Source organism: Amycolatopsis endophytica (assembly GCF_013410405.1).
GTDB lineage: Bacteria > Actinomycetota > Actinomycetes > Mycobacteriales > Pseudonocardiaceae > Amycolatopsis_E > Amycolatopsis_E endophytica.
The window spans coordinates 2,206,090-2,231,547 of the sequence record NZ_JACCFK010000001.1 but is presented as its reverse complement, the minus strand read 5'-3'; the positions used below and the strand labels follow the sequence as shown (position 1 = coordinate 2,231,547).

Genomic DNA, 25,458 nt, shown 5'->3' with positions numbered 1-25,458 from the left:
GCGGGTGGCGGTGCCGGCGCACGGCCCACAGCAAGCGGGCTCCGCCGCTCAGGAACACGACCTAACGACCCCACACGAGTTCGGCGGTCTCCACGATCCGCTCCAGCTTCGCCTTCTGCTCGCCGGGTGTGAGGTCGTTGCCCTCCTCCGTGGAGGAGAACCCGCACTGCCCGGACAGGCACAGCTGGTCCAGATCGACGTACCGGGCGGCCTGGTCGATGCGCCGCCGCAGCGAGTCGACCGTCTCCAGCTCGCCCCGCTTGGTGGTGACCAGGCCGAGCACGACGTACTTGCCCTTCGGCACGAACCGCAGCGGCTCGAACCCGCCGGAGCGCTCGTCGTCGAACTCCAGGAAGTACCCGTCCACGTCCAGCTCGTTGAAGAGCGCGTCGGCGACGAAGTCGTACCCGCCGGAGGCGACCCACGACGAGCGGAAGTTGCCGCGGCACAGGTGCGTGGTCACGGTCAGGCCCTCGGGGCGGCCGGCCAGCGCGGCGTTCATCGTCTTGATGTTGCGCACGTGCTGCTTGTCCGGGTCGCCGCCCATCTCGGCGACCATCCGCCGCTGCGCCGGGTCGTTGAGGTAGGCGAGGCTGGTGTCGTCGAGCTGCAGGTAGGTGCAGCCCAGCTCGGCCATGCCGGCGATCTGCTTCGCGTAGGCCGCGGCGAGGTCGGTGTAGAAGTCCTCCAGGTCGGGGTAGACCTGCTCGGACACGGCTCGCCTGCCGCCCCGGTAGTAGATCATACTGGGCGAGGGGATGGTCTGCTTCGGCGTCTGCGTCTGGTCCACAATGGACTTGAGGAACGTGAAGTGGTCGCCGAAGATCGTGCCGGACAGGCCGACCTTGCCGTCGACTTTCAGGCCCGCGGGGCTGAATTCGATGTCCCCGGCCGCGTTGTGGAACTGGACGTGCAGCTTCTCGTCGCTGCGTGAGATGCCGTCGAGCTGGTAGATGAAGTCCATGTGCCACGAGGCCCGGCGGAACTCGCCGTCGGTGGCCGAACGGAGCCCGGCCGCACGCTGCATCGCGACCACGTCGCGGATCGCGGAGTCCTCGGCGGCCTTGAGGTCCCCGGCGCCGATCGCGCCGCGGGCGAAGTCCTCACGAGCCCGGTGCAGTTCGGCGGGGCGCAGCAGGCTGCCCACGTGGTCGGCGCGAAACGGCGGTGTCGTGCGCACAGTCATGCCCCGATCTTCGGGCACCACCGGTGCCGCCACAACCCCGCCTTCCACCCCGCGGCAACCCGGTCGCGCGCCGCGGGGCGGAAGGGTCCCGCTCAGGCGGGCGGGGCGAGCACGACCACCGAGTTGTGGCCGCCCATGCCGAGCGACGACTTGGCGGTCAGGCCGTCACCGACCGGCACGCGGCCGGTGAGCAGCTGCGGATGTCCCGGCGCCACCCGGATCGGCGCCGGAACGAACCCGCGGTCGTAGCCGAGCGCCGCGACCGACACCTCGACCGCCGAGGCCGCGCCCTGGCAGTGCCCGGTCAGCGGTTTGACCGAGTACACCCCGGCCTCCGGCCCGAACTCCTGCTCCAGGATCGCCGCTTCGGCGGTGTCGCACTGCTTCGTGCCCGGCCCGTGCGCGTTGAGGTACCGGATGGCCGAGGCGGGCACCCCCGCGTTGGCCAGCGCGTCCCGGAAGCAGCCGCGGACCTGGCCGAGGTCCGGGTCCACCGAGGTCACGTGGTACCCGTCGTGCGACATCGCGCCGCCCAGGGTGAGCGCGTAGGGCCGGACGGCGTTGCGCGACAACACGAACGCCACCGACGCCTCACCCATCAGGAACCCGAGGCTGCCCTCCTGGAAGGGACGGCACGCTTCGAGCGGTTCGGTGTCGGTGACCGCCACGCCGAGTCGCACGAAGTGCCGCACGTTCTCCGGTGTCGCGGAGATGTCGGTCGCGACGAACACCACGTCGTCCACGATGCCGGCGTCCAGCCACGCCTTCGCGGTGAGCAGCCCGGCGTTGCCGGAGGCGCACATCGCGGACACGTTCATCGCCGGGCCGTGGAAGCCGTACTCCTGCATGAAGGTCGACATCGGGGTGGAGGGCATCAGCCCCAGATACTCGCGGGGCCGCACGTCGCCGCCCCGGTCGAGGTAGAACTGCCGCCACAGGTCCACCTCGCCGAGCACCACCGCATGCAGCAGTCCGACCCGCTTGCCGGGCTGCCAGCCGCGCTCCCCCGCGTCGGCTATCGCCTCCCTGGCCGCGGCCCGCATCGCCCTGGCGAACCGGCTCGGTCCGTCCATCGGGTGACCGCCGTCGGTCACCTTCGCGACCCAGCCGGGCTCATCCGGTTGCGGTCCGTAACCGGATTCCAGTCCCGCCGCGGGCTTTCCCGAGGTCAGCCCGTCCCACAACAACTCCCGGCCCCATCCGTAGCCGGTGACCGCTCCGATTCCGCAGATTGCCATTTGCCGCGAGTCCATCGCACTCGCCCCTCCTTCGTTCTTGCCTCTACGATCCGTCCCGAGGAACGGACTCGTCTCAAGCGAACGTCGCCAGAGGCGAAAGGCCATAATCAACGGAGGTCCGTCACCGCAGATTGGTGCGGACGACCCACGGCGATACCGCCGAATGATGTAATCGAAGTGCAGGGGAATGCTCGGCGGATCGGACGGATGATGGAGCCAAACGCCAACCCCGGGGAAGGCGTGGGTGACCTGTCCATCGATCACGAACAGGTCGTCGACCTGGCGCTGTCCGCCGACCGCGCGGTCATCTGGTCCTACGGCTCCGCCGACGACGTCCTCACCTGGCGGCCGGGCCTCGACCGGCTCCTCGCCCTGCCCGGCGCACCGGAGGACGAGGTCCGCGCCCGGCTCGCCGGGCTGGTCGAACCGCTCATGGTGGCGGCCCGCACCGCGCCGGTCTGGCACGACCTGGAGCTGGAGCAGCCCTACGAAACCCCGGCGGGTGACTCGCGCTGGATCCGGTTCCGCGCCCGCACGTTCACCGACGGGCTGCTCGGCATCGCCACCGACGTCACCGACCGTCACGAGGACCGCCGCGAGCTGGCCGACCTCGCCGACCGCTACCGCCTGCTGGTCGAGCTGAGCCCGGACGGCATCGTCGTGCACCAGTACGGCGTGCTGACCTACGCCAACCCGGCCGCCGTCCGGTTCGTCGGCGCCCGCACCGCGTCCGAGCTGATCGGCCGCCCGATCACCGATTTCGTCGAGCCGCCGTCGGTGCCCTCGATGCTGCGCCGGATCGCCGGGCTCAGCTCGCCCGGCGCGACGTCCGAGCCGTCCGAGGCGGTGCTGACCCTGCTGGACGGCGGCCAGGTTACCGTCGAATCGGTGTCGGTGCGCACCACCTGGGAGGGCAAGCCGGCCTTCCAGGTGATCATGCGGGACATCAGCGCCCAGCGGGCCGCCGAAGCGGCGCTGCGGTTCCAGGCCGCGCTCGTGCAGCACGTCAGCGACGCGATCGTCGCCACCGACGGTCAGGGCCGCGTGACCAGCTGGAACACCGCCGCCGAGACCATCTACGGCCGCCGCGCCGCCGACGCGCTGGGCCGGGAGGTCGGCAAGCTCGTGGGGGCGCCGCTCGACCCCGGCGAAGTGGTCGCCCACGGCGGGGTCGCGCAGGCGACACACCGCGCGGCCGACGGATCGGCGCTCGCGGTGCGGGTGTCGGCGGCCGCGATGGACGAGGGCTACGTGCTGGTGTGCGCGGACGAGACCGCCCGCCGCCGCGCGGAACGCCAGTTCAGCACGGTCGTCGCGGCACTCGACGAGGGTGTGCTGGTGATCGGCCCGAACGGGCGGGTCGTGTCGGCCAACCCCGCCGCCGAGCACATCCTCGGCGCCAGCGAGGCGGACATGCTCGGCGCGCCACCGGACACCTGGCCGCTCTACGACGAGGACGGGCGGCGGCTCGACCCGTCGGAGTACCCCTCGGCCCAGCTGCGTGTCAGTGGCCTGCCGCAGCAGGGCCGCGTGATGCGGGCCAAGCGCGACGACGGCCGGACCGTGTGGCTGTCGGTGTCCTGCCGCGCGATGAACCCGGAGGACATGGCCTCCTCGGCGTTCGTGTTGTCGTTCAGCGACATCACCGAGCGCAAGGCGATTGGGGAACGACTCGCCCACGACGCCACCCACGATCCGCTGACCGGGCTGGCCAACCGCACGCTCGTGCTGCAGCGGCTGAACTCGGCCCTGCACGAGGCCGGGTACGGCGCCACCGCGGTGCTGTTCATCGACCTGGACAAGTTCAAGGTCATCAACGACTCGCTGGGGCACACGGTCGGGGACAGGGTGCTGCAGATCGCCGGTGAGCGACTGCGGCACGCGGTGCGCGCCGGTGACGTGGTGGGCAGGCTCGGCGGCGACGAGTTCGTGGTGATCGCGTTCGGCGTGCACGACGAGTCCGGCGTCCAGGCGCTGACCAACCACATCCGCGACGCGCTGACCACGCCGATCTCGGTCGACGGGCGGCGCCTGCACGTCGACGCCAGCATCGGGATCGTGCTGACCGGCCCCGGCGACCAGCGCGAGGCCGACGAGTTGCTGCGTGACGCGGACGTGGCCATGTACCACGCGAAGACGCTGGGCCGCGGCCGGTTCGAGTTCTTCGACGTCGAGCTGCGCATGCGCCTGCAGCGGCGGCTGCGGCTGGAGCAGGACCTGCGCGACGCGGTCCGGCACAGCCGGTTGTGGGCGGCCTACCAGCCGGTCGTCGATCTGCGCACCGACGAGATGGTCGCGGTCGAGGCGCTGCTGCGCTGGACGCACCCGGTGCACGGGCCGATCTCGCCCGCGGAGTTCATCCCGCTGGCGGAGGAGAGCGATCTGATCAACTTGCTCGGCTCGCACATCCTCCGTGAGACCACCCGCGAGGTGGCGGACCGTCGCGCGGCGGGCGCCAACGTCGGGTTGAAGATCAACTTGTCGACCCGGCAGCTGGACGATCCGGCACTGGTGCTGGCCGTCGAGGAGGCGCTGGCCGTCACCGGCCTGCCCGCCACGGCGCTGTGCCTGGAGATCACCGAGAGCGCGCTGATGCGGGATTCGACGGTCACCAGCAAGACCCTGGCCGCGCTGCGTGAACTCGGGGTCTGCCTGGCGATCGACGACTTCGGCACTGGTTACTCCTCGCTCGCGCAGCTGCAGCGGCTGACCCTCGACACGTTGAAGATCGACCGGTCCTTCATCACGCGGCTGGGGGAAACCGGTGACGCCGAGGTGATCGTCACGAGCATCATCGCGATGGCCCACGCGGTGCACCTGACCGTCGTGGCGGAGGGCGTGGAGAACGAGACCCAGCTGGAGATCCTGAAACGGCTCGGCTGCGATCAGGCCCAGGGCTACTACCTGGGCAAACCGGCGCCCGCGGCCGAGCTGTGGTCCTGATCCACGGCCCGGCTGCCGCGGAAGGTGTAGCGGTAGCCGCTGGGTGAGACGCCGAGCGCGGCCTGCAGGTGCTGGCGCAGCGACCCGGCGCTGCCGAACCCGGCGTCCTCGGCGACCCGGTCGATCGGCAGGTCGGTCTCTTCGAGCAGCTGGCGGGCGCGCTCGATCCGCTGCTGGGTGAGCCACTGGCCGGGTGAGATCCCGGCCTCCTCGCGGAAGCGGCGGGTGAAGGTGCGCACGCTCATCGACTCGCGGGCCGCGAGCTGGCGCAGGGTCAGCGGGCGGTGCAGGTTCTCCAGCGCCCAGGCGCGCGCGGCGCCGGTGGAGGACACCGCGGGTTCGGGCACCGGCCGCGCGATGTACTGGGCCTGCCCGCCTTCGCGGTGCGGGGCGACGATCGTGCCGCGCGCGACTTCGTTGGCCACCGCGGCGCCGTGGTCGCGGCGGATCATGTGCAGGCACAGGTCGATGCCGGACGCCACCCCGGCCGAGGTCAGCACGTTGCCGGACTCGGTGTAGAGGACGTTCGGGTCGACCCGCACGCGTGGGTAGAGCGTGCGCAGGTCGTCGGCGGACTGCCAGTGCGTCGTGGCCGGGCGGCCGTCGAGCAGCCCGGCGGCGGCGAGCACGAAGGCGCCACTGCAGATCGACGCGACGCGGGTGCCGGGCGGGAGCGCGTCGAACGCGTCGGCGAGCGGGCCCCGCAGTGGACCGCCGGGCTGGGGTCCGTAGTCCTCGTCGGAGGACGCGACGATCACCGTGCCGGCTTCGGCGAGTGCGCCCAGGCCGTGCTCGACGTTGACGCTGAAGTCGGCGTCGGTGCGCACCACGCCGGGTTCGAGCGCACAGGTGAGGACCTCGTAGAGCGGCCTGCCACCGGCCCTGGCCTGCCCGAACAGGCGGTGCACGATGCCCACCTCGATCGGCAGCAGGCCCGCGCGGACCAGGACGGCGACCCGGTGCCGTCCGTCGTCGGCGAAAACCGTCATGGCCCGATTCTGACACACATTGGCCATCGGGCCACTCGCCGACGGGTGCCGCGCGGCGGAACGTGGGGGCATGAACGTGTTGTGGATCTTCGCCCACCCCGAGGGACGCTCGCTCAACGCCGCCCTGCGCGACGAAGGACTGAAAGCACTGGACGAGTTCGGCCACGCCCACCGGATGTCGGACCTGTACGCGATGAAGTGGAACCCGGTGGTCGGCTACGACGATTTCGCCCACGATCCGGGCAAACGCATGCTCGTCGCGACGGCGTCGCAGGAAGCCTACGAGAGCGGGCGACTGTCCGCGGACGTGCTGGCGGAGCAGGAGAAACTGGCCTGGGCGGACGCGGTCGTGCTGCAGTTCCCGATGTGGTGGTACGGAATGCCCGCCATCCTCAAGGGCTGGTTCGACCGGGTCCTCGTCAAGGGTCTCGGCTACGGGATCACCGCGGACGACGGCACGGTCCTGCGTTACGGCGACGGGAAGCTGACCGGCAAGCGGGCGATGGTGGTGACCACGATCGGCGCCCGGGAGTCCGGCATCGGCCCGCGCGGCATCCACGGCGAGCTGACCGATCTGCTGTTTCCCTTGCACCACGGCACTTTCTGGTACACCGGGATCGAACCGCTGCCGCCGTTCGCGGTGCTGGGCGCGGATCGTCTGGACGAAGCCGGGTTCACCGCGGCGGTCGGCGGGTTACGGGACCGGCTCCGCACGCTGTCGACGGCGGAGCCGATCCCGTTCCGCCACCAGAACCGCGGCGACTACGACGAGAACCTGGTGCTACGGCGCGATCTCGCTCCGGGCCGCTCCGACCTGGCCATACACCAGCGCGACTGACACCACCACGAGGACGGCGCTGACCACGACGGGCGAACGAAACCCGAGCCCCGCGTCGAGCGCGAGCCCGCCGAGCGCCGGACCGAGCGTGTTGCCGACGTTGAACGCGGCGGTGGTGAATCCACCGGCCAGCGCGTTGCCCGGCGCCTGGTAGAAGACGCGCGCGGTCAGCGCGGGTGCGAGCCCGAAGGCCAGCATCCCTTGGCAGAACACGAGAACCAGCGTCACGACCGGGCTGGCGGCGCTCACCGCGAGCGCGACCCAGCCGATCGTCAATGCCACGGTCCCGGTCAGCAGGACGGCCCGTGGCCGCGCGTCGGCGATCCGGCCGCCGAAGGTGATCCCGGCGCACGCGCCGAGCCCGAACAACACGAGCGTGCCCGGCATCCACGCCTCCGGCAGCCCCGCGACGTCCGTGACCAGCGGCGCGAGGTAGGTGAACGTGCAGAACGTCGCGCCCTGCACGAGCGCGTTGGTCGCGTAGGTCAGCAGCAACGGACGTCGCAGCAGCGGACGCACCGCCGTGGCCGGAGTGTCCGGCCTGCCGACCGGGATGGTGCGCACCACCGCGACCGTCGCGGCGACGGCGAGCGCGGCCACGGCCCAGAACGCGGAGCGCCAGCCCCACGCCTGGCCCAGCACCGCACCGCCGGGAACGCCTGCGACACAAGCGATCGTGACGCCGCCCATCACGACGGACATCGCGCGCCCCTTGGCGTCCGGCGCGACGAGCCCGACCGCGACCGTGGTCGCCAGCGCCCAGAACCCGGCGTTGGCGAGCGCCGCCACGATCCGGGTGATGAGCAGGATGGCGTAGCTCGCGGTGAGGGCACCGAGCACGTGCGCGGCGGCGAACACGACGAGGAACGCGGTGACGGCCCGGCGTTGTGGCCAGCGCCGGGCGAGTATCGCGAGCAGTGGCGCGCCGACGATCATCCCGACGGCGAAGGCCGAGGTCAGGTAACCGGCGTCGGCGATGGAGACGTGCAGATCAGTGGCGATGTCCGGGACGAGCCCGGACAGCATGAACTCCGAGGTGCTCTGGGCGAACACGGCGAGCCCGAGCAGGTAGACGGAAAAGGGCATGAGAAAACTCCCGAGTCGGAGAAACAGAAATGCTCGCGGCGAACCGCTGGCTTCTGTCCGACTCGGGGCTGTTCACGCGGCCGAGAATATCCGGCCGCGGCGCGGTGATCGACTCATTTTCCCGCGGCGGGCGGGAGGTGCGCGACGAGTGTGGGCAGATCCGGGTGCCCGGCGCCGGTGCGCCAGGCCAGCGACCACGGGTAGCGCGGCGCCGGCTCGGCGAGGGGCACGCGGCGGACCGGTCGCTCCGGCAACCGGGTTCCGGCCCCGGCGAAGGTGATCAGCGTGCGGGACGCGGCGATGGTGTCGAGCAGTTCTCCCGCGCCCGCGATGTCGAGATGCAGCGCGAAGTCCCTGGCGAACTGTCCGCAGAAGGACGCCCAGTCGGCGCCCGCGACACGCGCCGGGTAGGGCTGCAACTCGCGCGGGTGCACCCTGCCCTTCGCGGCGAGCGGATGCCGGTGACCGACGACCACCTGCAGCGGTTCGAGGTGGACGGCCCGGTGCTCGATTCCCTGTGCCGTACCGGTGACGCGGCAGAACACGGCGTCCACGCCGCCGTCGTCGAGCGCGGCGAGCACCGGCCGCGCGCCGCCGAGTACCCGGGTTTCGACCGCCAGGTCGGGGAAACGGCGACGGAACCGCCGGAGCAGTCCGGCGGGCGCGAGGTCGTGCGAGAGAACACCGACCCTGAGTGGTTCGTCCGTGCGGCGCACCGAGTCGACCGCCCGCTGCACGACGCGCAGCACTTCCCTGGCCTGCGGCAGGAAAGCCGCACCGCGGAGCGTGGTGGTCGCGCCGGTGGGCCGCCGGTGCAGCAGGGTGACGCCGAGGTCCCGCTCCAGCGCGGCGATCCGCTTGGACACCGCCTGCTGGCTGATCCCGAGTTCGTCGGCCGCGTACCGGAACTGGCCCCGCTCGGTCACCGCCACGAACGCGCGCACCGCCTCCAGATTCACGCCGGAGATTGTGCACGGTGGTGAGTCGGCCCGGGGAAGGCGCCCACACCTTCCCCGGCCCCGTCCGTCGTGACCCGTTACGGCCGGGCCGACCGCCGCCGATCCGCGTTGGCGAACTTCCGCACGGCGAAGTCGTACGCCTCGTCGAGCAGTCCGCGCGCCCGCGGCCAGGTGCGGACCGGGTTGAGCACGCAGACCCAGTGCTGCCCGCCGTAGACCGGATGCGGCAGCAGCACGTCGAGAGCGGTGACGTCGTACTCGCGCCCGGGTTCGACGAGTTCGGCGAACCGGTCCCGCGGGAGACCGATGTTGAGCCGGAAGACCCCGTCCCGATCCAGCCGCGAAGCCGAGTCGTAGGGGTCGTCGTGCGTGACGAGGGTGGCCCAGGGCATCTGACGCTCCGGCGGAAGATCCCCGCGAGGGTCGTAGATGGCGAAGGAATCCCCGTTGGCTTCGACGAACCGGGAGCCTTCGAAAGAGGTGAGATGCCGGCGAATCTGATCCATATCCACCGCGCCAAAGAAGCACGTTAGCGGTGATTCATGTGCGGCACAAGTGATAGACATCACACTGTAATCGTCAGAGTAGGTCCTGTGCCTCGGCGCGCAGAGTCGACAACGCCTGCCGCACGGCGGCGGTGTCCGGGAGGACGGCGAGCATCAGCGGACCGCCGGAGTGCTGATCCGACGCGAGCGTCTTGCGGATCCACTCCATCCCCTCCTCCAGCTCGGCGAACGCGTCGGTCGTGCCGTCGCTGCGGGCGAAGTTGCCCAGAGCCGACCGGTGCATGGCGTCGATGAGGGCAGCGAGGGCCATCGGCAGGAACGACGGCCCATCCGCTGGCAGGTGGTCACGCAGGTAGGCCCTGGTCAGCGCGACGTAACGCTCGTGTTCGAGCACTTCGCGCTTGCGCAGCTCGGGCACCAGCCGCGTGAGGCGGTAACGCGGGAGCACCAGTTCCGGCCTGCTGAGGAAATCGAGCATCACCGCCTCGGTGGCCGCGATGACGACCTCGACCGGCGTCCGCCTGCCCGTCGGATCGGACAGGTTGCGCGCCAGCAGCTCCAGGCGCGCCGAGTGGTCCGGGAAGGGCAGCTCGTCCTTGCCGTCGAAGTGCCGGAAGACGGTCCGGCGGGACACCTGGGCGGCGTCCGCGACGGCCTCCACGGTGACGGTTTCGTAGCCCTGTTCCAGGAACAGGGCCATCGCCGTCGCCGCGATCCGGTACTTCGTGTCAAGCCCCTGCTGGGCCACCGCGTCTCCCCTCTCTCGGTGACGACCCCGCTACCCGCTGAACGAGCCGGGGCGGGCGGTCGCCCTCGTGTCGTCGGCGTCGAAGACGATGCTGCCCGGCCACTGGCTCCAGCGCGCGCCCAGGCCCGCGTGCTGCGGACTCCCGGTGCGCACGAACGCGCTGATGCTGGCGATCATCATGTCCGACAGCCGCAGACGGCCCGGTTCGTTGCGGTGGCTGAACGCGAACGTGAACAGCCCCTCGTCGAAGGTGTGGAACACGAACGGCAGATCCATCGCGTGCGCCGCGCCGTACACCGCGTCGAACGGGGCAGGCTCCTGGTTCCAGCCGAACTGGTAGTAGAAGAGATGGTCGTTGCCCGCGGCGCGCAACGAATTCATGGAGTCCGCCACGATCCCGGTGAAGATCGCGTCGGTCAGCTGGTCCGCCGCCTCGTTCCACCCGCCGGGTCCGTCGACGGGCAGGTACTGCTCGGCGATGAGGTCGTCGACCGTCAGGCCCGACGGCCGGTCGGGGTCGAAGAAGTACTGCAGGGTGAAGCGGTCGTAGTCGGACGGGCGGTAGGCGCCGATGGCCGCGCCGAAGAGCTTGCCCTCCTCGAACGTGTTGCCGGCGAGGACCGGGACCTCGCGGTACTCGCCCGCCGCGATCGCCGCGTGGTAGTCCGCGGGCAGCACGGTGCCGTCGGCGATCACCTTGGGCGGGTCGCCGACCGCGGCGCCCCGGCGCACCTGCGCGGCGATGAGATCACCGGCGGGCGCCTCCCGCAGCCGTCGCACGGCCTCGGCGTGGTCGCCGACCGGACCCACCGCCTCGGACAGGAACGCCTCGGCGTAGGTGCGCGCCGCCGCCGGGTCGCCCGCCTGCAGCCCGCCGCTGAGCGGGATCGCCTTGTCGAACAGGCCCTTGCTCAACGGCGAAACCATCAGCGCCCACACGTTGACGGCACCCGCGGACTCGCCCATGATCGTCACGTTGTCCGGGTCGCCGCCGAAGGTCCGCGCGTTGCGGTTGACGAAGCGCAGCGCTTCGAGCTGGTCCAGCGTCCCGAAGTTCCCCGAATCACCGAGCGGATCGCCGGTGGCGAGCCCGGGCAGGTCGAGCCAGCCGAAAACACCGGTCCGGTAGTTGATCGTGACCACGACCGCGTCCGCCTTGCGCGCGAGCGCCCGCGCGTCGTACATCGGGTCGGCCGAGTACCCGACCATGTTGCTGCCACCGTAGATGAACACGATGACGGGGAGGTTCCGCCTGCCGTCCGACGGGCGGGACACGTTGAGCGTCAGGCAGTCCTCCGATCCGACCGGCTTCTTGAGGCCGTCGCGGACGTCCAGCCCGTAGTGCGGACCGCTCGGCGCCGGGCTGAACAACCGGCCTTCCTGGATGCAGCCGTCGCCGAACTCCCGTGCGTCGCGCACCCCGTGCCACGGCCGGTGCGTCACCGTGGAGTGCCAGCGCAACGGCCCGACGGGCGGCTCCGCGTACGGGATGCCGCGCCAGGACAGGGTTCCGGTGCCGCGGCTTTCGTCGCTGCCCCGGACGAGCCCGAGCGTGGTGCGCCGGACGACAGACGAGTCGTGCGCGCTCGCGGGTGTGGTCGCGGTGACCAGGGTGGCCGCCACCGCCGCCCCGAGGAGCAAGGCCAGGATCCGTTTCCGCACAGTCATTCCCGTCCCTCCACACCGGACAGTGATCGCACTTCCGACAGCTGACCGGATCGCCGGTCCTCGGCGCGCACCGTCCGCCACAGCAACGGCACCAGCAGCACGCCGAGGACGGAGGCGCCGACGAGCACGGCGTAGCCGGCCGACTCGCTTCCCGCGCTCTCCGCGACGCCGTACAGGTACGGGCCGACGAACCCGCCCAGGAGACCGACCATGTTGATGAACGCCAGGCCCGCCGCGGCCATCAGCCCGGACATCCTGGCCATCGCGACCGACCAGTAGAGCGGGAGAATGCCGATGAGCAGCAACATGGCGACGTCGATCAGCAGGATGCGCAGCACCGCGCCGGAGGAGAAGGCGTAGGCGATCGCGACCAGCGCCGTGGCGACCGTGACGAGCATCAGGACCCGCATCTCGTTCCGCGCGCGACGCTGTAGCCACGGGATGACGAGCACCCCGACGAACGCGCCGATGCCCACGCTGCCGCTCACGAGCCCGATGAGGAAGGACCCGTTGACGTCGAGACTCTCGACGATCGAGGGGAAGTTGTACTGGATCGCGACGCTGTTGACCTGGTTGGCGAAGTAGACCGCGGACAGCGTGAGGATGAACGGCCTGCCGAAGGCGACCTTGACGTTGCCCTTCAACGTGCTGTGCGCCGGTGCCGTGCGCACGACCGCGCGGTCGGTCAGTACCCGCGCCTCCCGCTCGGTCAGCCAGGGCGCGTCCGCGGGCCGGTCCGGAACCATGCGCCACACGAAGAACGCGGTCACGATCGTGATCGCGCCCTCGACGACGAACATCCACTGCCAGCCGAACAGCCCGCCCGCGCCGTGGAGTTCCATCAGCGCGCCGCCGAGTGGACCGCCGAGAGCGAGACCGGCGCAGACGGCCAGGTAGATGATGCCGACCATCGTCACCCGCTGCTTCTGCGAGAACCAGAGAGTGATGACGTACATGAGCGCCGGGTAGAGACCGGCTTCCGCCGCGCCGAGCAGAAAGCGGACCGCGTAGAACGAGAACTCGTCCTGCACGAACATCATGCAGGCGCACAGCGCGCCCCAGGTCACGGCGATCCGGGTGATCCACCGGCGTGGCCCCACGCGGTGCATGACCAGGTTGCTCGGCACTTCGAGGAAGGCGTAGCTCAGGAAGAAGATGCCCGCGCCGACGCCGTACGCCGCGGCACTGATGCCCACGTCGGCTTCCAGCGAGGTTTTGGCCAGTCCGACGTTGGTGCGGTCGACGAAGGCCATGAAGTAGACGAAGCACAGGATCGGCAGGAGGTGGAGGGCGGCCTTGCGGCTCGCCGTGGCGTGCAGGACGTCGTCGTCCGGCACGGGTCGCTGCTGGTTCACCAGAAGTCTCCTATGACACTGGATGTCACGCAGATGTCCCTCAGTGCCACAAGACAGTGGCACAGACCACACCGCGCCGCAAGACCCTTCAGGTGGCCAGGTCGGCCAACCGTGCGCGGATGAGCTGCCGGACGGTCAGGGCGGCCCGCGACGGCTGAGTGTTCCGCCGCTGCGTCAGGCAGAGCCGGACCGGATCCGCGTCGCGAATCGGCAACCAGACCACGTCGGGGATGTCCACCGAGGTGTCGAAGCCGCCCAGCACGCCGAGCCCGACGCCCCGCGCCACCATCACCTTCAATGTCCGCGCCGACATGGCCTGGACGACCACGTCCGGTTCGGGTACGTGGCGGTGCAGCACCTCCCACAGCATGGTGCCCGCGCGCATGGTGACGATCGGCTGATCGCGGAGGTCGTGCCAGTGGAGGTGGTCGCGGACGGCCAGCGGGTGCGCGGCCGGGACGAGAGCACCGACCCGGGCCGCGACCGGGGAGACCCGCTCCAGTCCGGCTGGCGGCGGGTGCAACGGCATGGTGATCACGCCCAGGTCGAGTTCACCGGCGAGCACGGCCGCCTCGATCTCGCCCGAGGCGCCCTCGCGGACGGTGAACCGCAGGCCGGGGCGGTGCTCGCGGAGGTGGCCCAGCACCGGGGCGACGACCGTCTCCGCCGCCACCGACACGCCGCCGAGGTGCACCACGCCCGCATAGGCGCCGCCGGAGGCCATGGCCGCGTCGCGCACCGCCTCCTCGGCGGCCACCAGCTTGCGGAGCGGCTCCACCATCGCCTGGCCCGCCGCGGTCGCGCGGACCCCGCGCCTGCTGCGGGTCATCAGGACGACGTCGAGCTCCTCTTCGAGCAGCGCGATCTGCTGGCCGATGGTCGGCTGGCTCACCCCGCACCGGGCCGCCGCCGAGCGCAGCGATCCGGTCTCCACCGCGGCCAGGAAGTACCGGGCCCGCTCCACGCGCATCCCGGAACTATAGAGCCGGAACCTTTCACCGGTGAGTGGCGAACGGGCGTTCCCAGAGCGGAGTTCACCCCGGCACGATGTGGCGACCTGCGAAAACCTCACGATGACGTGAAAGGGAAACTCCGTGGCGACCAACGGACCGCTCAGCGGTGTCCGCGTGCTGGACCTGTCCACGATCCTCGCCGGACCGCTGGCTTCGTCACTGCTCGGCGAGTTCGGCGCCGAGGTGATCAAGATCGAGCACCCGGACAGCGGCGACCCGGCACGGCACTATCCGCCGCTCGAGGACGGGGTCTCCGCGGCGTGGGCGATGGTCGGCCGCGGCAAGCGCAGCGTCACCGTCGACCTGCACCATCCCGACGCGGCCGGCCTGGTCGGGCGCCTCGCGGCGGGGGCGGACGTGGTGGTGACCAACTTCCGGCCGGCCACGCTGCGCCGGTTCCGCGTCGACTTCGACGATCTCCGCGCCTACCGGCCCGATCTGGTGATGGTGCACGTCAGCGCCTTCGGCCGCACCGGCCCGTACGCCGACCGGCCCGGCTTCGCCCGCGTCGCCGAGGCATTCGCCGGGCTCACCTACCGGACCGGTGATCCCGACGGGCCACCGGTGTTCGCCGGCTATCCGGTCGCCGACGGCGTCACCGGCGTGTACGCCGCCTTCGCCGCGATGCTCGCGCTGCGTCAGCGCGACCGCACCGGCGAAGCGCAGCTCGCCGACATCCCGCTTTACGAGCCGCTTCTGCGGATGATGGAGGACTTCGTCGTCGAGTACGCGGCGACCGGCTCGTCCCGCGAGCGGCAGGGCAACCAGAACCCGCACATCAGCCCCAACAACCTGTACCGAACCCGCGACGGCCGGTGGCTGGCCCTGCCCGCCTCGACGGAGCAGATGTGGCGGCGGCTGGTCGCGGTGATGGACGCGCCGGACCTGGCCGTCCACGACTCGATGACCGCGCGGCTGCGACATCGCGACGTGATCGAGACCCGTGTCGCCGAGTTCGTCGGCGCCCACGACCTCGACCCGCTGGTGGCGACCCTCACCGCCGCCGGGGTGGCCGCCGGTCCGGTGAACTCGGCCGCGGACGTGTGCGCCGATCCGCACATCCGCGCCAGGGGCTCCGTGACGGAGGTGGCGGGACGGCTCATGCAGGCACCCGCGGGGCGCTTCTCCGGTTTCGACGGTGTCGTCGGCGCGGCCTCCCCCGGGCTCGGCGAACACACGGCCGACGTGTTGCGGGACGTCGGCGGACTGTCCGAACGGGAAATCGACGAGTTGCGCCACAAGGGAGTGGTCTGACATGGCGATCGCGTCCATCGTCGTACTGGTCGCCCTGTTCGCGGCGACGCTGCTGCCGAGGTTCGACCTCGGTAGCGCCGCGCTGGCCGCCGCGTTCCTGCTCGGTCTCGCCGCCGGGGTTCCGGTCGACGAGGTGACCGGGTTCTTCCCCGCCGACTTCTTCGTGCTCATCGTCGGGGTGACCGCCCTGTTCGCGGTCGCCCAGCTCAACGGAACGCTGGAGTGGCTGCTCGACCTGCTGTTGCGGCTGGTCGGCGGGCGGGCGGTGCTGGTGCCGCTGGTCCCGTTCGTCATCGGTGCGGTGCTGACCGCGATCGGCACGCTCCCGGCCGCCGCGACGGCCATCGTGGCTCCGGTCGCGCTCGGTCTCGCCGCCCGCTACCGGTACTCGCCGCTCGTCGCCGCCGTGCTCGGCATCACCGGCATCATCAGCGGGTTGCTGTCGCCGCTCGCCGTCTACGGTGTGTCCGCACGCGGGCAGGGCGACAAGCTCGGCATCGGGCTCCCCGATTCCGCCCCGGTGGCTTTCCTGCTCGGCGGGCTGCTGACCGGCCTCGTCGTGTGCGCGGTGTGCCTGCTCGTCGCGGCGCGCGCGAAGGCCGTCCCCCGCGGCCGGGTGACAGCGCCCGAGGGAGGACTGTCCGGTGTGGACACCGGGCCCGCCGGGGGAGCCCGGGCCCGCGGAGTCACGCTGGCGTGCATGCTCGCGGTCGTCGTGCTCTCGGTCGGTTTCGACCTCAACGTGGGCTATCTCGGCCTGACCGCGGCTGTCCTGTTGCAGCTGGTGCTGCGGCTCGAACCGGGCGCGGTCGTCTCGAAGATCCCGTGGGGCGTGGTGCTGCTGATCGGCGGGCTGCTGACCTACGTCGGGCTGATGCAGGAGCTGGGTGCTTTCACCGAGATCAGCGAGCTGCTCCGGATCGAGGGTTCGCCGGGCCTCAGCCTGCTGGTGCTGTGCTACATCGCGGGTGTCACGTCGTTCGCCGCCAGCTCCATCGCGGTGTTCGTCACCACGATGCCCCTGCTGCCACCACTGGTCGCCGACGGCGTCAGCCCGGTCGGCGCCGTACTCGCGCTCGCGCTGGCGTCGATCCTCGTGGACATCAACCCGCTCGGCATCACCGGCGGCCTGCTCCTGGGCGCGGCCGAGCCGTCGGCGCGCCCCAAGCTGTTCCGGCAGCTCCTGACCTACGGCCTGGTGTCGATCGTGGTGGCGCCACCGGTGGCCTGGCTGGCGTTCGGCTGGTGGTGAGCGCGGCTCGCCCTATTCGGTGAGCCAGTTCTCCGGCTCCAGCCAACCACGCAACCGCGCCCGACGATCCTGGCCACCGCGAACCACCACCACGTCCCGATCGACTCGCAACTCCGGGTACCGATCAGCCATGACCCGTGCCAACCCGACGACCGCGGGCATGAAAAAACCGCCCCGATCTGTATCGGAGCGGTTCATCGACCGTGGCCAGGGCCGGGGTCGAACCGGCGACCTTCCGCTTTTCAGGCGGACGCTCGTACCAACTGAGCTACCTGGCCGGAAACGCCGGCGGAAGCCGAACGCTACTGCGACCCTGACGGGACTCGAACCCGCGACCTTCGCCGTGACAGGGCGACGCGCTAACCAACTGCGCCACAGGGCCATATGCATTTGTCATGCGTACTCCCAACGGGATTCGAACCCGCGTTGCCGCCTTGAAAGGGCGGAGTCCTAGGCCGCTAGACGATGGGAGCCCAGTCGGTTCGGGTGACCGATCGACCGCGCTCTCAGGTCTCCCTGGGAGCGATTACCAGCATAGGACACCCCCCAACCGCCCTTCCACCCGGTATCCCTTAACGCCGGATGAACGTTCTGACCAGTCAAAACGTCAACCGGCGAGATCCACACCGGGCGCGGAGTGATCAGAGGGATCGACACCCGCGCTTGTTCCGGATCCGAGGGGCACCCCGGATCCGGAACAGAGTCAGCGCTGGACCGGGTTCACACCGTCGTCGTCGGGCACCAGACCCAGCATGTCGAGCAGCCGCGCACAGTCCCCGGCATCGCTCGCGCCCGCGGCCACGGCGAGCCGCGCCCGCCGCACCTGGTCGTCCGAAACCCGCGGCGCGTCGGCCTGACCCGTGCGCTGCGCGGGAACGCCCGCGCCGACCGGATCTCCGCCTTCGTATCGAAGGAGGAACTGCCGAACTTCCACAGACCCGCTCATAGCTCCTCCCGAAAGGACTGTGACAGCAACAACTTCGCCGCGAGGCTAGCGACCGGAACGTCAGCGACGCAGCCCCCCGCAGAGTGAACCTGTGAACACGCAACGTTTCCGGCCGACATCGGCGCAGATGAACCCGCGGCAACCGGCGGATGACGGAGGCGGGGCAATTTTTCCCGTCCAGCACTCGCGTCCCCCGGCCGCGTCATGTAACAATCGACTTGCTGACACACCCCCGGTCAGCGCCTGTGGAGATCCCCTCCGGCCCCCGCGTTCCTCCCCCTGGCGCGGGGGCCCCTCCATTTCCGCACCCGGTTTTCTCCGACCACCCCGGCCTCGCCGAACCACTATCCGTGAGACGCGGATTGCGACATGTGGGCGTACGCGCCCCCTGAACGGCGCAGCAGATCCACAACAAGCGGTGTGTCGTGCACCACAATGAGGGTCGTCCCGAGACCGAACCGTTATCGTGGCCGGGTGCCTCTTCCCTCTCTCGGACGCCGGAACCCCACCCGGACCAACCTCAAGCCGGTCAACCCGGGCAAGCACCGGAACTCGCCGGACAAGGAAGCGCAGAGCGCTGTCGAGGACCACGAGCTGACCAGCTACCTGGCCGCGCTCGCGCCGGAAACCGGCCCGGAAAGCACCGGAACCGGCAAGCGCTTCGGCGAGGCGCAGGTCTACCAGCTGCGCATGAACCTCGTCGCCAGCTCACAGCTGAAGGACGTCGCCGAGGCCCGCGGCACCTCGCCGCAGGCGCTCGCCCGTGAATGGGTCCTCGAACGCCTCGCCTGGGAAGCCCAGGCAGCCTCGCAGGAACGCCGTCAGTTCGCGGACCACACCGGCGTCGCCGACACCGACCAGCACCACTTCGACCAGAACTGGGACCGCCCGCGCGCCGCGCGCCACTGATCCAGGACGAAAAAACCGTCCCCGGCGCGAACGCCGGGGACGGGGACGACAACGGGGAAGGTGAGCGTCAGATGACGCGCACCTTCTGGGCCTGCGGCCCCTTCTGCCCCTGGCCGATCTCGAACTCCACGCGCTGGTTCTCTTCGAGCGACCGGAAGCCCCGGCCCTCGATCTCCGAGTAGTGCACGAACACGTCGCCCTCACCGTTGTCCTGGGCGATGAAGCCGAAGCCCTTCTCGGCGTTGAACCACTTCACAGTGCCTTGCGCCACCGCTGTTGCTCCTCGTCAATCACTCCAGCGAAGGCCGGCGAGCGGCCTCCGGGGCCGCCCGGACGGTCCGACGGGTTGTCGAGCGACGAGCGCGTGCGGCTCAGGGCCCGCGTCGAAAGTTCCGCGAGTGTGTAGCCACGACCACGCAAAACAACGGCCTGCGCGGCAGCCTACCCGGACGGGCACGTTTTCGGACCCCTTTGACTCAGTCACCGTAATGGACTAGAGGCGTCACCCGATCACTGTCGGCTCCACTCGTTAGGCTGATCATCTAGCGGTCGACCGTGGCGTTCCGAGACCAGAGTTCCCTCGATAGTGACAGGAGTCACACTCCTGGGCGTCAACGATCACCCACGGACGTGCGTCTGTCTGGCGACAGGGGAAAAGGGGATTCAGGGTGATACGACTCCACAACCGGCGCGGGGCGCTGATCGGGCTCGGACTGGCCGCGGTGCTGACGCTGGGCGCGTGCAGCGGCAACGATTCGCCGGGCACCACCGGGATCGGGCAGACCACGACGGCCAACGCGCAGGAGACCGCCGCCTCACCGGCCAAGGTGAGCGTGCAGCCCGGTGACGGCGCCAAGGACGTGGCTCCGGGTGACGCGGCCCAGGTGACGGTCACCGACGGCGAACTGCAGACGGTCACCCTCACCAACCCGGACGGCAAGCAGGTCGCCGGTGAACTGTCCGCCGACAAGCGCAGCTGGACGGTCACCGAGGACCTCGGCTACGGCAAGACGTACACCTGGTCGGGCACCGCGCTCGGCCAGGACGGCAAGCAGGCCACCGTCGCCGGCTCGTTCAGCACCGTCAGCCCGCGCAAGCAGCTGTCGGCGAGCCTGAACGTCGGTGACGACCAGACCTACGGCATCGCCATGCCGATCGCGGTGACCTTCAGTTCCAAGGTCACCGACAAGGCCGCGGCCGAGCGCGCACTGAGCGTCGAGACGACACCGGAGACCGAGGGCTCCTGGGCCTGGGTGTCCGACACCAGCGCGCACTGGCGGCCGAAGGAGTACTGGCAGCCGAACACGCAGGTCAAGGTGTCGGCGAACATCTACGGCCTGCGGATCGGCGACGGTACCTACGGCAAGCGGGACGTGTCGGCGGCGTTCTCGATCGGCCGCTCGCAGATCGTCCGTGGCGACACCACCACGCATCACATGCAGGTCATCCGCGACGGTGTGCAGATCGCCGACTACCCGGTCAGCTACGGGCTCGACTCGGATCCGGGCCGGGTGACGCACAGCGGTGTCCACGTCGTGATGTCCAAGCACGCCACGTACTCGATGAGCAACCCGCGTTACGGCTACACCGACGTGAACGTGCCATGGGCGGTGCGGATCTCGAACAACGGTGAGTTCATCCACGGCCTGGCGTCGTCGGTGTGGGCGCAGGGCAAGCAGAACGTTTCACACGGGTGCCTGAACCTGTCGCCGTCGCGGGCGAAGGAGTACTACGACGGCGTGCTGACCGGCGACCCGGTCGAGATCACCGGCAGCACCCAGACGTTGTCCGCCAAGGACGGCGACTACTCCGACTGGACGTACTCCTGGGCGGACTGGACGAAGCTGTCCGCACTCGCGAGCTGATTCCGGTAAGACGTGAAGGCCACTCCCCGCGCGGGGGTGGCCTTCACTGTTTCCTACAGCGCGTGTCCGTCCAGGGCTGGTGGTGCGGCGGGAGCCAGCGGAGCCTCGCCCTCGCGTGCGTCGTCGAGCAGCGGCGGCACCGCGACCATCTGCTGCGTCCTGTCGTCCAGCAGCCGCGCGGCCTCGCCAACGCCCGGCCGGTGTTCCTCGCCCATTACCGCAGCCGCCTCTTCTCCTGTACCGGATCTGCCACGGTTCATTCTGCCGTGGCCGACATCACCCCTCAACGTGACCCTGTCGGGGAAATACTCACCGGCTTCGCGGCGATGAGTAACACGGGGATCATCCCCGACACAACCCAGTAACACGGCACGATGGTCAACCGTGCCCGAAAGATCACGAGGAGGAAGCAATGGTCTTCACTGCACTGCTGGTGGAAGCCGGCGTGGCGGTTGCGGTGGCATCGGCTCTCACGGCCTACGCGCGGCGGCACTTTGCTCCTCGTGCCGCGGTCGCTGCTGCTGCCGAGGCCGAGTGAGCTGAACCGAACGAGGGCCGGGTTCCGCACGGAACCCGGCCCTCTTCGTGTCACGCGGTCGTCAGTCCTTCGCGGTCGCGCCGGCCGGCTGCGGGGTCAGGCCACCCTCCTCGTTGATGTGGTCCATCGGGACCCGCGCCGTCTCCGGGATCTTGAAGATCGGGTACAGCGCGATCGCCGCGGCGACCATCAGGTAGAAGGCGGGCCAGTCCTCGTTGCCCGTGCCGTGGATCAACGCGGTCACGACGACACCGCAGGTGCCACCGAAGATCGACGTCGAGACGTTGTAGCCGATCGCGAAGGCGCCGTAGCGCACCCGGGTCGGGAACATCGCCGGGAACGTCGAACCGATCACGGCCAGCATCAGCACCAGCAACAGCGCGACGATCAGGAACCCGAGGAAGAGCAGCACCGTGCTGCCGCTCTGCATCAGCTTGATCGACGGGTAACTCAGCACCAGGAAGCCGATGGCCGCGGTCATCAGCATGGGTTTTCGGCCGATCCGGTCGGACAACGCGCCCAGCGGTGCGATCAGCGCGATCTGGATGACCTCCACGATCACGATGATGATCGTCGAGGTGTTGTCGCTGATCTTCAACGTGTCCGTGAAGTACGTCGGCATCGTCGTCAGCAACATGTAGTCGGCGATGTTCAGCAGCAGCACGATCCCGATCAGGTTCATGATCATGCGCCAGTTGCGCGTCAACGTCTCCCTCAGCGGCGCCTTCTCCGCCTTCTCGCCCGCGGCCTCCAGTCGCCGGAACTCCGGCGTGTCCTCCAGCTTGTTCCGGAGGTAGAGACCGATCAGGCCGAGCGGCAGGGCCACGAAGAACGGGATGCGCCACGCCCAGCTGTCCACCTGCTGCGCGGTGAACGACAGCGTCACCGCGAGCACGACCAGGTTGCCGAGCACGTACCCGGCGAGCGTGCCCATTTCCAGGAAGCTGCCCCAGAAACCCCGCTTCTTGGTCGGCGCGTACTCGGCGATGAACGTCGCCGCACCGCCGTACTCGCCACCGGTGGAGAAGCCCTGGATCAACCGGAGCAGCAGCACCAGGATCGGTGCGCCGATGCCGATCGCGTAGTCACCCGCGTACGTGGGCAGACATCCGACCAGGAAGGTGCAGCCGGACATCAGCAGGATCGTGATCGCGAGGACCTTCTGGCGGCCGATCTTGTCCCCCAGGGGGCCGAAGAACGCTCCGCCGAACGGACGCACCACGAACCCGATAGCCACCAGCGCCAGCGATTTCAGGATCGCGTTTCCCTCACCGGGGAAGAACACGGTGCCGATGCTGGCGGCAATCGCGCCCGAGGTGAACACCCCGTAGTCGTACCACTCTGTAGCGTTACCCATGGCCGACGCGATGACGGCTCTCTTCACCGTCTTCTCGTCGACCTCGGGTGCCTGCGCTGTGTCTGTCATGTTCCGCCCCGACCTCCTCAAACCTTTTCGTTCCAGCGCGGTCAAGGTTGCGACCTTAGTGCCATCGGGTAGTGATTTTCTCGCGTCTCGTGGTTTTTGTCTCTTCGAAGGCGGGGTACCCGACCCGATTACGGGTAGAACCGGTTACCGTGTCCGATGTGAGCGACAAGCGCCTGCCGGTGACTCCGTGGCCTCCGGTCCGGACCGAACCACCGCTGGTCCACGCCGATGCCCCTGGTCCGGGCGTCAAGCTCGAAATGCACTACGTGGAGTGCTTCGGGTGCGGCGATGTCGACAACGGCCTGCACATGCATTCCACGGTCGGCGAGGCCGGCGTCGTGTATTCCCAGTTCCCGGTGACCGCGGCGCACCAGGGCGCGCCAGGACTCGCGCACGGCGGACTGCTGGCGTGCGCGTTCGACGAAGCGCTCGGTTCGACGGTCGGCAACCTGCTGCGCCGTCCCGCGGTGACCGGCAAGCTGGAAACCGACTTCCTGCGCCCGGTCCCGGTCGGCACCACGCTGTTCATCGCGGCCAAGGTGGACGGCGTGGCGGGCCGCAAGATCTACGCGAGCGCCGACGGGCACCTCGACTCCGCCGACGGCGCGGTCGCCGTGCGCGCCCGCGGACTGTTCGTCCAGGTCGGACTCGACCACTTCACCAGGAACGGCGATCCGGACGCGCTCAAGAAGTTCAGCCAGACCCCGTCCCGCCGCGCCGACTGGGACATCAACCCCTAGGTGGCCGTTTCCTCAGCGGTAGAGCCGCTTGCTGTGGGCCGTGCGCCGGCACCGCCACGCAAGCCACTTCCCCAACACTCCTAAGCGGCGAGGACGGTGTCGAGCCAGTCGAAGGCGCGTTGGTGCCACAGCGCGATCGCGCCTTCGTGGCAGTGCTCGCCGCCCCCTTCTTCCTCGGCGAAGAGGAACAGATCTTTTTCGCAGACCAGCGCGTCGTGCACACGCCGCGGCTGGCCGGCGAAGAACTGGTCGTTCTCGGCGTCGAGCACCAGGGTCGGGCAGGTGATCTTGTCCGCGATTCCGTCCACTGTGTACGCCGCTGAGGCTGCCACGAGTTCGCCGGCGTCGGCCACACCGTAGGTCCAGCGACCGTTGTTGACCAACCAGCGGACCGAGACGCTGTGCGCCGCCAGGTCATCCGGGCCGCCGACGTTCCGGAGCATCGCCTGGAGCGTCTCGTGCAGGTCGTAGACACCGTCGTGCAGGACGCACGCGGCGAGCCGGTGCTCGAACGCGGCAGCACGGGCGGCGAGATAGCCGCCGAGGCTGGTGCCGATGAGGACGAGCCGGTCGGCGTCCACTTCGGGCAACGCGAGCGCGAAGTCCACGGCGGGTGAGACCACGGCCTCCCAGTCCGGGCGGAAGTGCAGGCCCTGCTCACGGACGGTGGAACCCTGGCCGGGCCCGTCGAAGGTGAGAACGTGGTAGCCGCGCCGCAACGCGCCTGCGGCCAGCGCGAGGTAGTCCTCTTCCAGGGTCGAGTCGTAGCCGCCGTGGTAGAGGACGGTCGGGCGAGGCTTCCCCGAACTGTCGGCGAGGTAGAGGTATCCGGGCAGGGTCGTGTCCTCGTAGGGGATGCGGACGGCGCGGGGCGGAATGTCGAACAGGGCGGCGGCGTCGGCGAACGTCCGCTGTGACGCCTTCGCCAGCCGGGCGGACTCGGCGTCGTTCGCCGGATCGGCGCGGCGGTAGAAGTCGGCCGTCCGGTAGTAGTTCGACGCGCGCAGCAGGGCTTCCCTGGCGCTCACCCGGTGTCCGCCCGCCAGCGCGTTCCGGCCGATCTTCTCGACCCGCTCGGCCGTCCCGGCCCATTCGGCCGACCACGCCTGCTCATCGCAGTCCGGGATCCGGCGGCACGTGGTCAGGATTTCCCCCAGTTCGGCGCCGGCATAGGTCGCGTAGCCCGCCGCACGCAACGCCTCGAAGGAGAAGGACTCGTCCTCGAACAGGAACTTCATCGTCTGCCACCCTTCAATGGAACGAAACGGTATCGTTCCGTTTGATGAGAGTAGCTCCGCCTCCGATGGAACGCAACCGTTCCGTCTCGGCTACACTCGACTGATCGCTACCAGGAAACCCACCGGCGGCGCGGCCCTGCGGCAGCAGGTGACCGACGCGATCACCGGGGCCGCCTTCGCCGAACTCGCCGAGGCCGGCTACGCGCGGATGTCCATGGAGGCAGTCGCGCGGCGCGCGGGCGTGGGCAAGGCCGCGTTGTACCGGCGCTGGCCATCCAAACAGGAGATGCTCTCCGAGCTGCTCCGCGACGCGGTGGAGAACACGCTTCCCCCGGTACCGGCCACCGGCGCACTGCGCACCGACCTGCGCGAACTCCTCGGCACCCTTCGCGCCCAGCTCGCCAACCCCGTGGTCGCCAGCATCGGTCCGGGGCTGCTCGCCGAAGCGCGCCACTCCGACGTCCTCGCCGACGTGATCGACGGCAGTGTCGCCCAACCTCGGCGGGCGGTGGCACGAGCCATGCTCCAGGCGGCGATCGATCGCGGCGAACTCTCCGACCGGCTCGACCGGGAACTGGCCGTCGATCTCCTCATCGCGCCGTTGGTTTTCCGCATCCTGATGGTGCACGGCGACAGCGACGACGACTACCTGGACACGCTCACCGCCGCGGTCGAGGCCGCGCTGAAAGCCGCCTGATCACCCTCCGCATCCGGTGGCCGCTGGCCCGTGCCCGGACCGGCTCCCCGAGAACGGCCAGCAC

At 69.9% G+C, this 25,458-nt stretch carries 24 protein-coding genes and 3 tRNA genes; 9 read left to right on the top strand and 18 right to left on the bottom strand.

Annotation, left to right across the window (positions count from 1 at the left end; genetic code table 11):
• Positions 1–61: 61 nt before the first annotated feature.
• Both HNR02_RS11105 and HNR02_RS11100 read right to left on the bottom strand, forming a co-directional pair.
• Positions 62–1,186, bottom strand: coding sequence for a 5-methyltetrahydropteroyltriglutamate--homocysteine S-methyltransferase (locus HNR02_RS11105; RefSeq protein ID WP_179773056.1), 1,125 nt, complete (start codon positions 1,184–1,186; stop codon positions 62–64).
• A gap of 92 nt (positions 1,187–1,278) precedes the next feature.
• Positions 1,279–2,439: a beta-ketoacyl synthase N-terminal-like domain-containing protein gene (locus tag HNR02_RS11100; RefSeq protein ID WP_179773055.1), complete on the bottom strand. Its 1,161-nt coding sequence runs from the start codon at positions 2,437–2,439 to the stop codon at positions 1,279–1,281.
• 192 nt (positions 2,440–2,631) lie between these two features.
• Between HNR02_RS11100 and HNR02_RS11095 the strand changes: the two genes are divergently transcribed.
• Positions 2,632–5,367 (top strand): sensor domain-containing protein, encoded by a 2,736-nt coding sequence (locus HNR02_RS11095; RefSeq protein ID WP_376772847.1) that lies wholly within the window; start codon positions 2,632–2,634, stop codon positions 5,365–5,367.
• Here the strand turns inward: HNR02_RS11095 and HNR02_RS11090 are convergent.
• Positions 5,325–6,383, bottom strand: a complete 1,059-nt coding sequence (locus HNR02_RS11090) for a GlxA family transcriptional regulator (protein ID WP_179775851.1) — start codon at positions 6,381–6,383, stop codon at positions 5,325–5,327. The two genes, HNR02_RS11095 and HNR02_RS11090, sit on opposite strands and share 43 nt — an antisense overlap.
• Before the next feature lie 43 nt (positions 6,384–6,426).
• Between HNR02_RS11090 and HNR02_RS11085 the strand changes: the two genes are divergently transcribed.
• Positions 6,427–7,194, top strand: coding sequence for an NAD(P)H-dependent oxidoreductase (locus HNR02_RS11085; protein WP_179773054.1), 768 nt, complete (start codon positions 6,427–6,429; stop codon positions 7,192–7,194).
• Here HNR02_RS11085 and HNR02_RS11080 read toward each other — a convergent pair.
• The 7 genes from HNR02_RS11080 to HNR02_RS11050 all read right to left on the bottom strand — a co-directional run bounded on the left by HNR02_RS11080 (position 7,138) and on the right by HNR02_RS11050 (position 14,486).
• Complete coding sequence (locus HNR02_RS11080) at positions 7,138–8,280, bottom strand: Cmx/CmrA family chloramphenicol efflux MFS transporter (RefSeq protein ID WP_179773053.1); 1,143 nt, start codon at positions 8,278–8,280, stop codon at positions 7,138–7,140. The genes HNR02_RS11085 and HNR02_RS11080 overlap by 57 nt on opposite strands.
• Positions 8,281–8,393: 113 nt before the next feature.
• Positions 8,394–9,239, bottom strand: a complete 846-nt coding sequence (locus tag HNR02_RS11075; RefSeq protein WP_179773052.1) for a LysR family transcriptional regulator — start codon at positions 9,237–9,239, stop codon at positions 8,394–8,396.
• Between the two features lie 77 nt (positions 9,240–9,316).
• Entirely contained in the window at positions 9,317–9,745 is a 429-nt protein-coding gene (locus HNR02_RS11070; RefSeq protein ID WP_246338540.1) for a DUF6194 family protein, read from the bottom strand.
• A gap of 73 nt (positions 9,746–9,818) precedes the next feature.
• Positions 9,819–10,493, bottom strand: a complete 675-nt coding sequence (locus HNR02_RS11065) for a TetR/AcrR family transcriptional regulator (RefSeq protein WP_179773050.1) — start codon at positions 10,491–10,493, stop codon at positions 9,819–9,821.
• A gap of 30 nt (positions 10,494–10,523) precedes the next feature.
• On the bottom strand, positions 10,524–12,161 hold the full coding sequence (locus HNR02_RS11060) for a carboxylesterase/lipase family protein (protein ID WP_179773049.1): 1,638 nt from the start codon (positions 12,159–12,161) through the stop codon (positions 10,524–10,526).
• Entirely contained in the window at positions 12,158–13,516 is a 1,359-nt protein-coding gene (locus HNR02_RS11055) for an MFS transporter (RefSeq protein ID WP_218902783.1), read from the bottom strand. The genes HNR02_RS11060 and HNR02_RS11055 overlap by 4 nt, the downstream gene beginning before the upstream one ends.
• An 88-nt stretch (positions 13,517–13,604) precedes the next feature.
• The gene (locus tag HNR02_RS11050) at positions 13,605–14,486 is read right to left on the bottom strand and encodes a LysR family transcriptional regulator (RefSeq protein WP_179773048.1); all 882 of its coding nucleotides are present in this window, start codon (positions 14,484–14,486) and stop codon (positions 13,605–13,607) included.
• A gap of 124 nt (positions 14,487–14,610) precedes the next feature.
• Here HNR02_RS11050 and HNR02_RS11045 point away from each other — a divergent pair, with 124 nt between their 5' ends.
• Positions 14,611–15,783 carry a CaiB/BaiF CoA transferase family protein gene (locus HNR02_RS11045; protein ID WP_179773047.1) on the top strand — a complete coding sequence of 391 codons (1,173 nt, stop codon included), beginning with the start codon at positions 14,611–14,613 and terminating at the stop codon, positions 15,781–15,783.
• A gap of 1 nt (position 15,784) precedes the next feature.
• Positions 15,785–17,035 carry an SLC13 family permease gene (locus tag HNR02_RS11040; protein WP_179773046.1) on the top strand — a complete coding sequence of 417 codons (1,251 nt, stop codon included), beginning with the start codon at positions 15,785–15,787 and terminating at the stop codon, positions 17,033–17,035.
• A 204-nt stretch (positions 17,036–17,239) separates the two neighbouring features.
• Here HNR02_RS11040 and HNR02_RS11035 read toward each other — a convergent pair.
• The 4 genes from HNR02_RS11035 to HNR02_RS11020 all read right to left on the bottom strand — a co-directional run bounded on the left by HNR02_RS11035 (position 17,240) and on the right by HNR02_RS11020 (position 17,981).
• Positions 17,240–17,313 (bottom strand) — tRNA-Phe (locus HNR02_RS11035).
• Positions 17,314–17,343: 30 nt separating this feature from the next.
• Positions 17,344–17,417 (bottom strand) — tRNA-Asp (locus tag HNR02_RS11030).
• An 18-nt stretch (positions 17,418–17,435) separates the two neighbouring features.
• Positions 17,436–17,508 (bottom strand) — tRNA-Glu (locus tag HNR02_RS11025).
• A 230-nt stretch (positions 17,509–17,738) separates the two neighbouring features.
• Positions 17,739–17,981 carry a hypothetical protein gene (locus HNR02_RS11020; protein WP_179773045.1) on the bottom strand — a complete coding sequence of 81 codons (243 nt, stop codon included), beginning with the start codon at positions 17,979–17,981 and terminating at the stop codon, positions 17,739–17,741.
• 474 nt (positions 17,982–18,455) lie between these two features.
• Between HNR02_RS11020 and HNR02_RS11015 the strand changes: the two genes are divergently transcribed.
• A complete protein-coding gene (locus tag HNR02_RS11015) occupies positions 18,456–18,890 on the top strand; it encodes a hypothetical protein (RefSeq protein WP_179773044.1) in 435 nt (144 codons plus the stop codon).
• 67 nt (positions 18,891–18,957) lie between these two features.
• On the opposite strand, the gene HNR02_RS11010 is transcribed toward HNR02_RS11015, so the two are convergent.
• Entirely contained in the window at positions 18,958–19,161 is a 204-nt protein-coding gene (locus HNR02_RS11010; protein ID WP_179773043.1) for a cold-shock protein, read from the bottom strand.
• A 397-nt stretch (positions 19,162–19,558) separates the two neighbouring features.
• Here HNR02_RS11010 and HNR02_RS11005 point away from each other — a divergent pair, with 397 nt between their 5' ends.
• Positions 19,559–20,755, top strand: coding sequence for a L,D-transpeptidase (locus HNR02_RS11005; protein WP_179773042.1), 1,197 nt, complete (start codon positions 19,559–19,561; stop codon positions 20,753–20,755).
• Between the two features lie 53 nt (positions 20,756–20,808).
• Here the strand turns inward: HNR02_RS11005 and HNR02_RS11000 are convergent, their stop codons facing one another.
• Positions 20,809–20,970, bottom strand: coding sequence for a hypothetical protein (locus HNR02_RS11000; RefSeq protein WP_179773041.1), 162 nt, complete (start codon positions 20,968–20,970; stop codon positions 20,809–20,811).
• Positions 20,971–21,167: 197 nt separating this feature from the next.
• Between HNR02_RS11000 and HNR02_RS36080 the strand changes: the two genes are divergently transcribed.
• Complete coding sequence (locus tag HNR02_RS36080) at positions 21,168–21,293, top strand: hypothetical protein (protein ID WP_281377204.1); 126 nt, start codon at positions 21,168–21,170, stop codon at positions 21,291–21,293.
• A gap of 61 nt (positions 21,294–21,354) precedes the next feature.
• On the opposite strand, the gene HNR02_RS10995 is transcribed toward HNR02_RS36080, so the two are convergent.
• A complete protein-coding gene (locus HNR02_RS10995) occupies positions 21,355–22,719 on the bottom strand; it encodes an MFS transporter (protein WP_179773040.1) in 1,365 nt (454 codons plus the stop codon).
• A 257-nt stretch (positions 22,720–22,976) separates the two neighbouring features.
• On the opposite strand from HNR02_RS10995, the gene HNR02_RS10990 reads away from it, so the two are divergent.
• Positions 22,977–23,459 carry a PaaI family thioesterase gene (locus HNR02_RS10990; RefSeq protein ID WP_179775848.1) on the top strand — a complete coding sequence of 161 codons (483 nt, stop codon included), beginning with the start codon at positions 22,977–22,979 and terminating at the stop codon, positions 23,457–23,459.
• Positions 23,460–23,539: 80 nt separating this feature from the next.
• Here the strand turns inward: HNR02_RS10990 and HNR02_RS10985 are convergent, their stop codons facing one another.
• Positions 23,540–24,697 carry an alpha/beta hydrolase family protein gene (locus HNR02_RS10985; protein WP_179773039.1) on the bottom strand — a complete coding sequence of 386 codons (1,158 nt, stop codon included), beginning with the start codon at positions 24,695–24,697 and terminating at the stop codon, positions 23,540–23,542.
• 148 nt (positions 24,698–24,845) lie between these two features.
• On the opposite strand from HNR02_RS10985, the gene HNR02_RS10980 reads away from it, so the two are divergent.
• A complete protein-coding gene (locus tag HNR02_RS10980) occupies positions 24,846–25,394 on the top strand; it encodes a TetR/AcrR family transcriptional regulator (RefSeq protein WP_312860971.1) in 549 nt (182 codons plus the stop codon).
• The last annotated feature ends 64 nt before the right edge of the window (positions 25,395–25,458 follow it).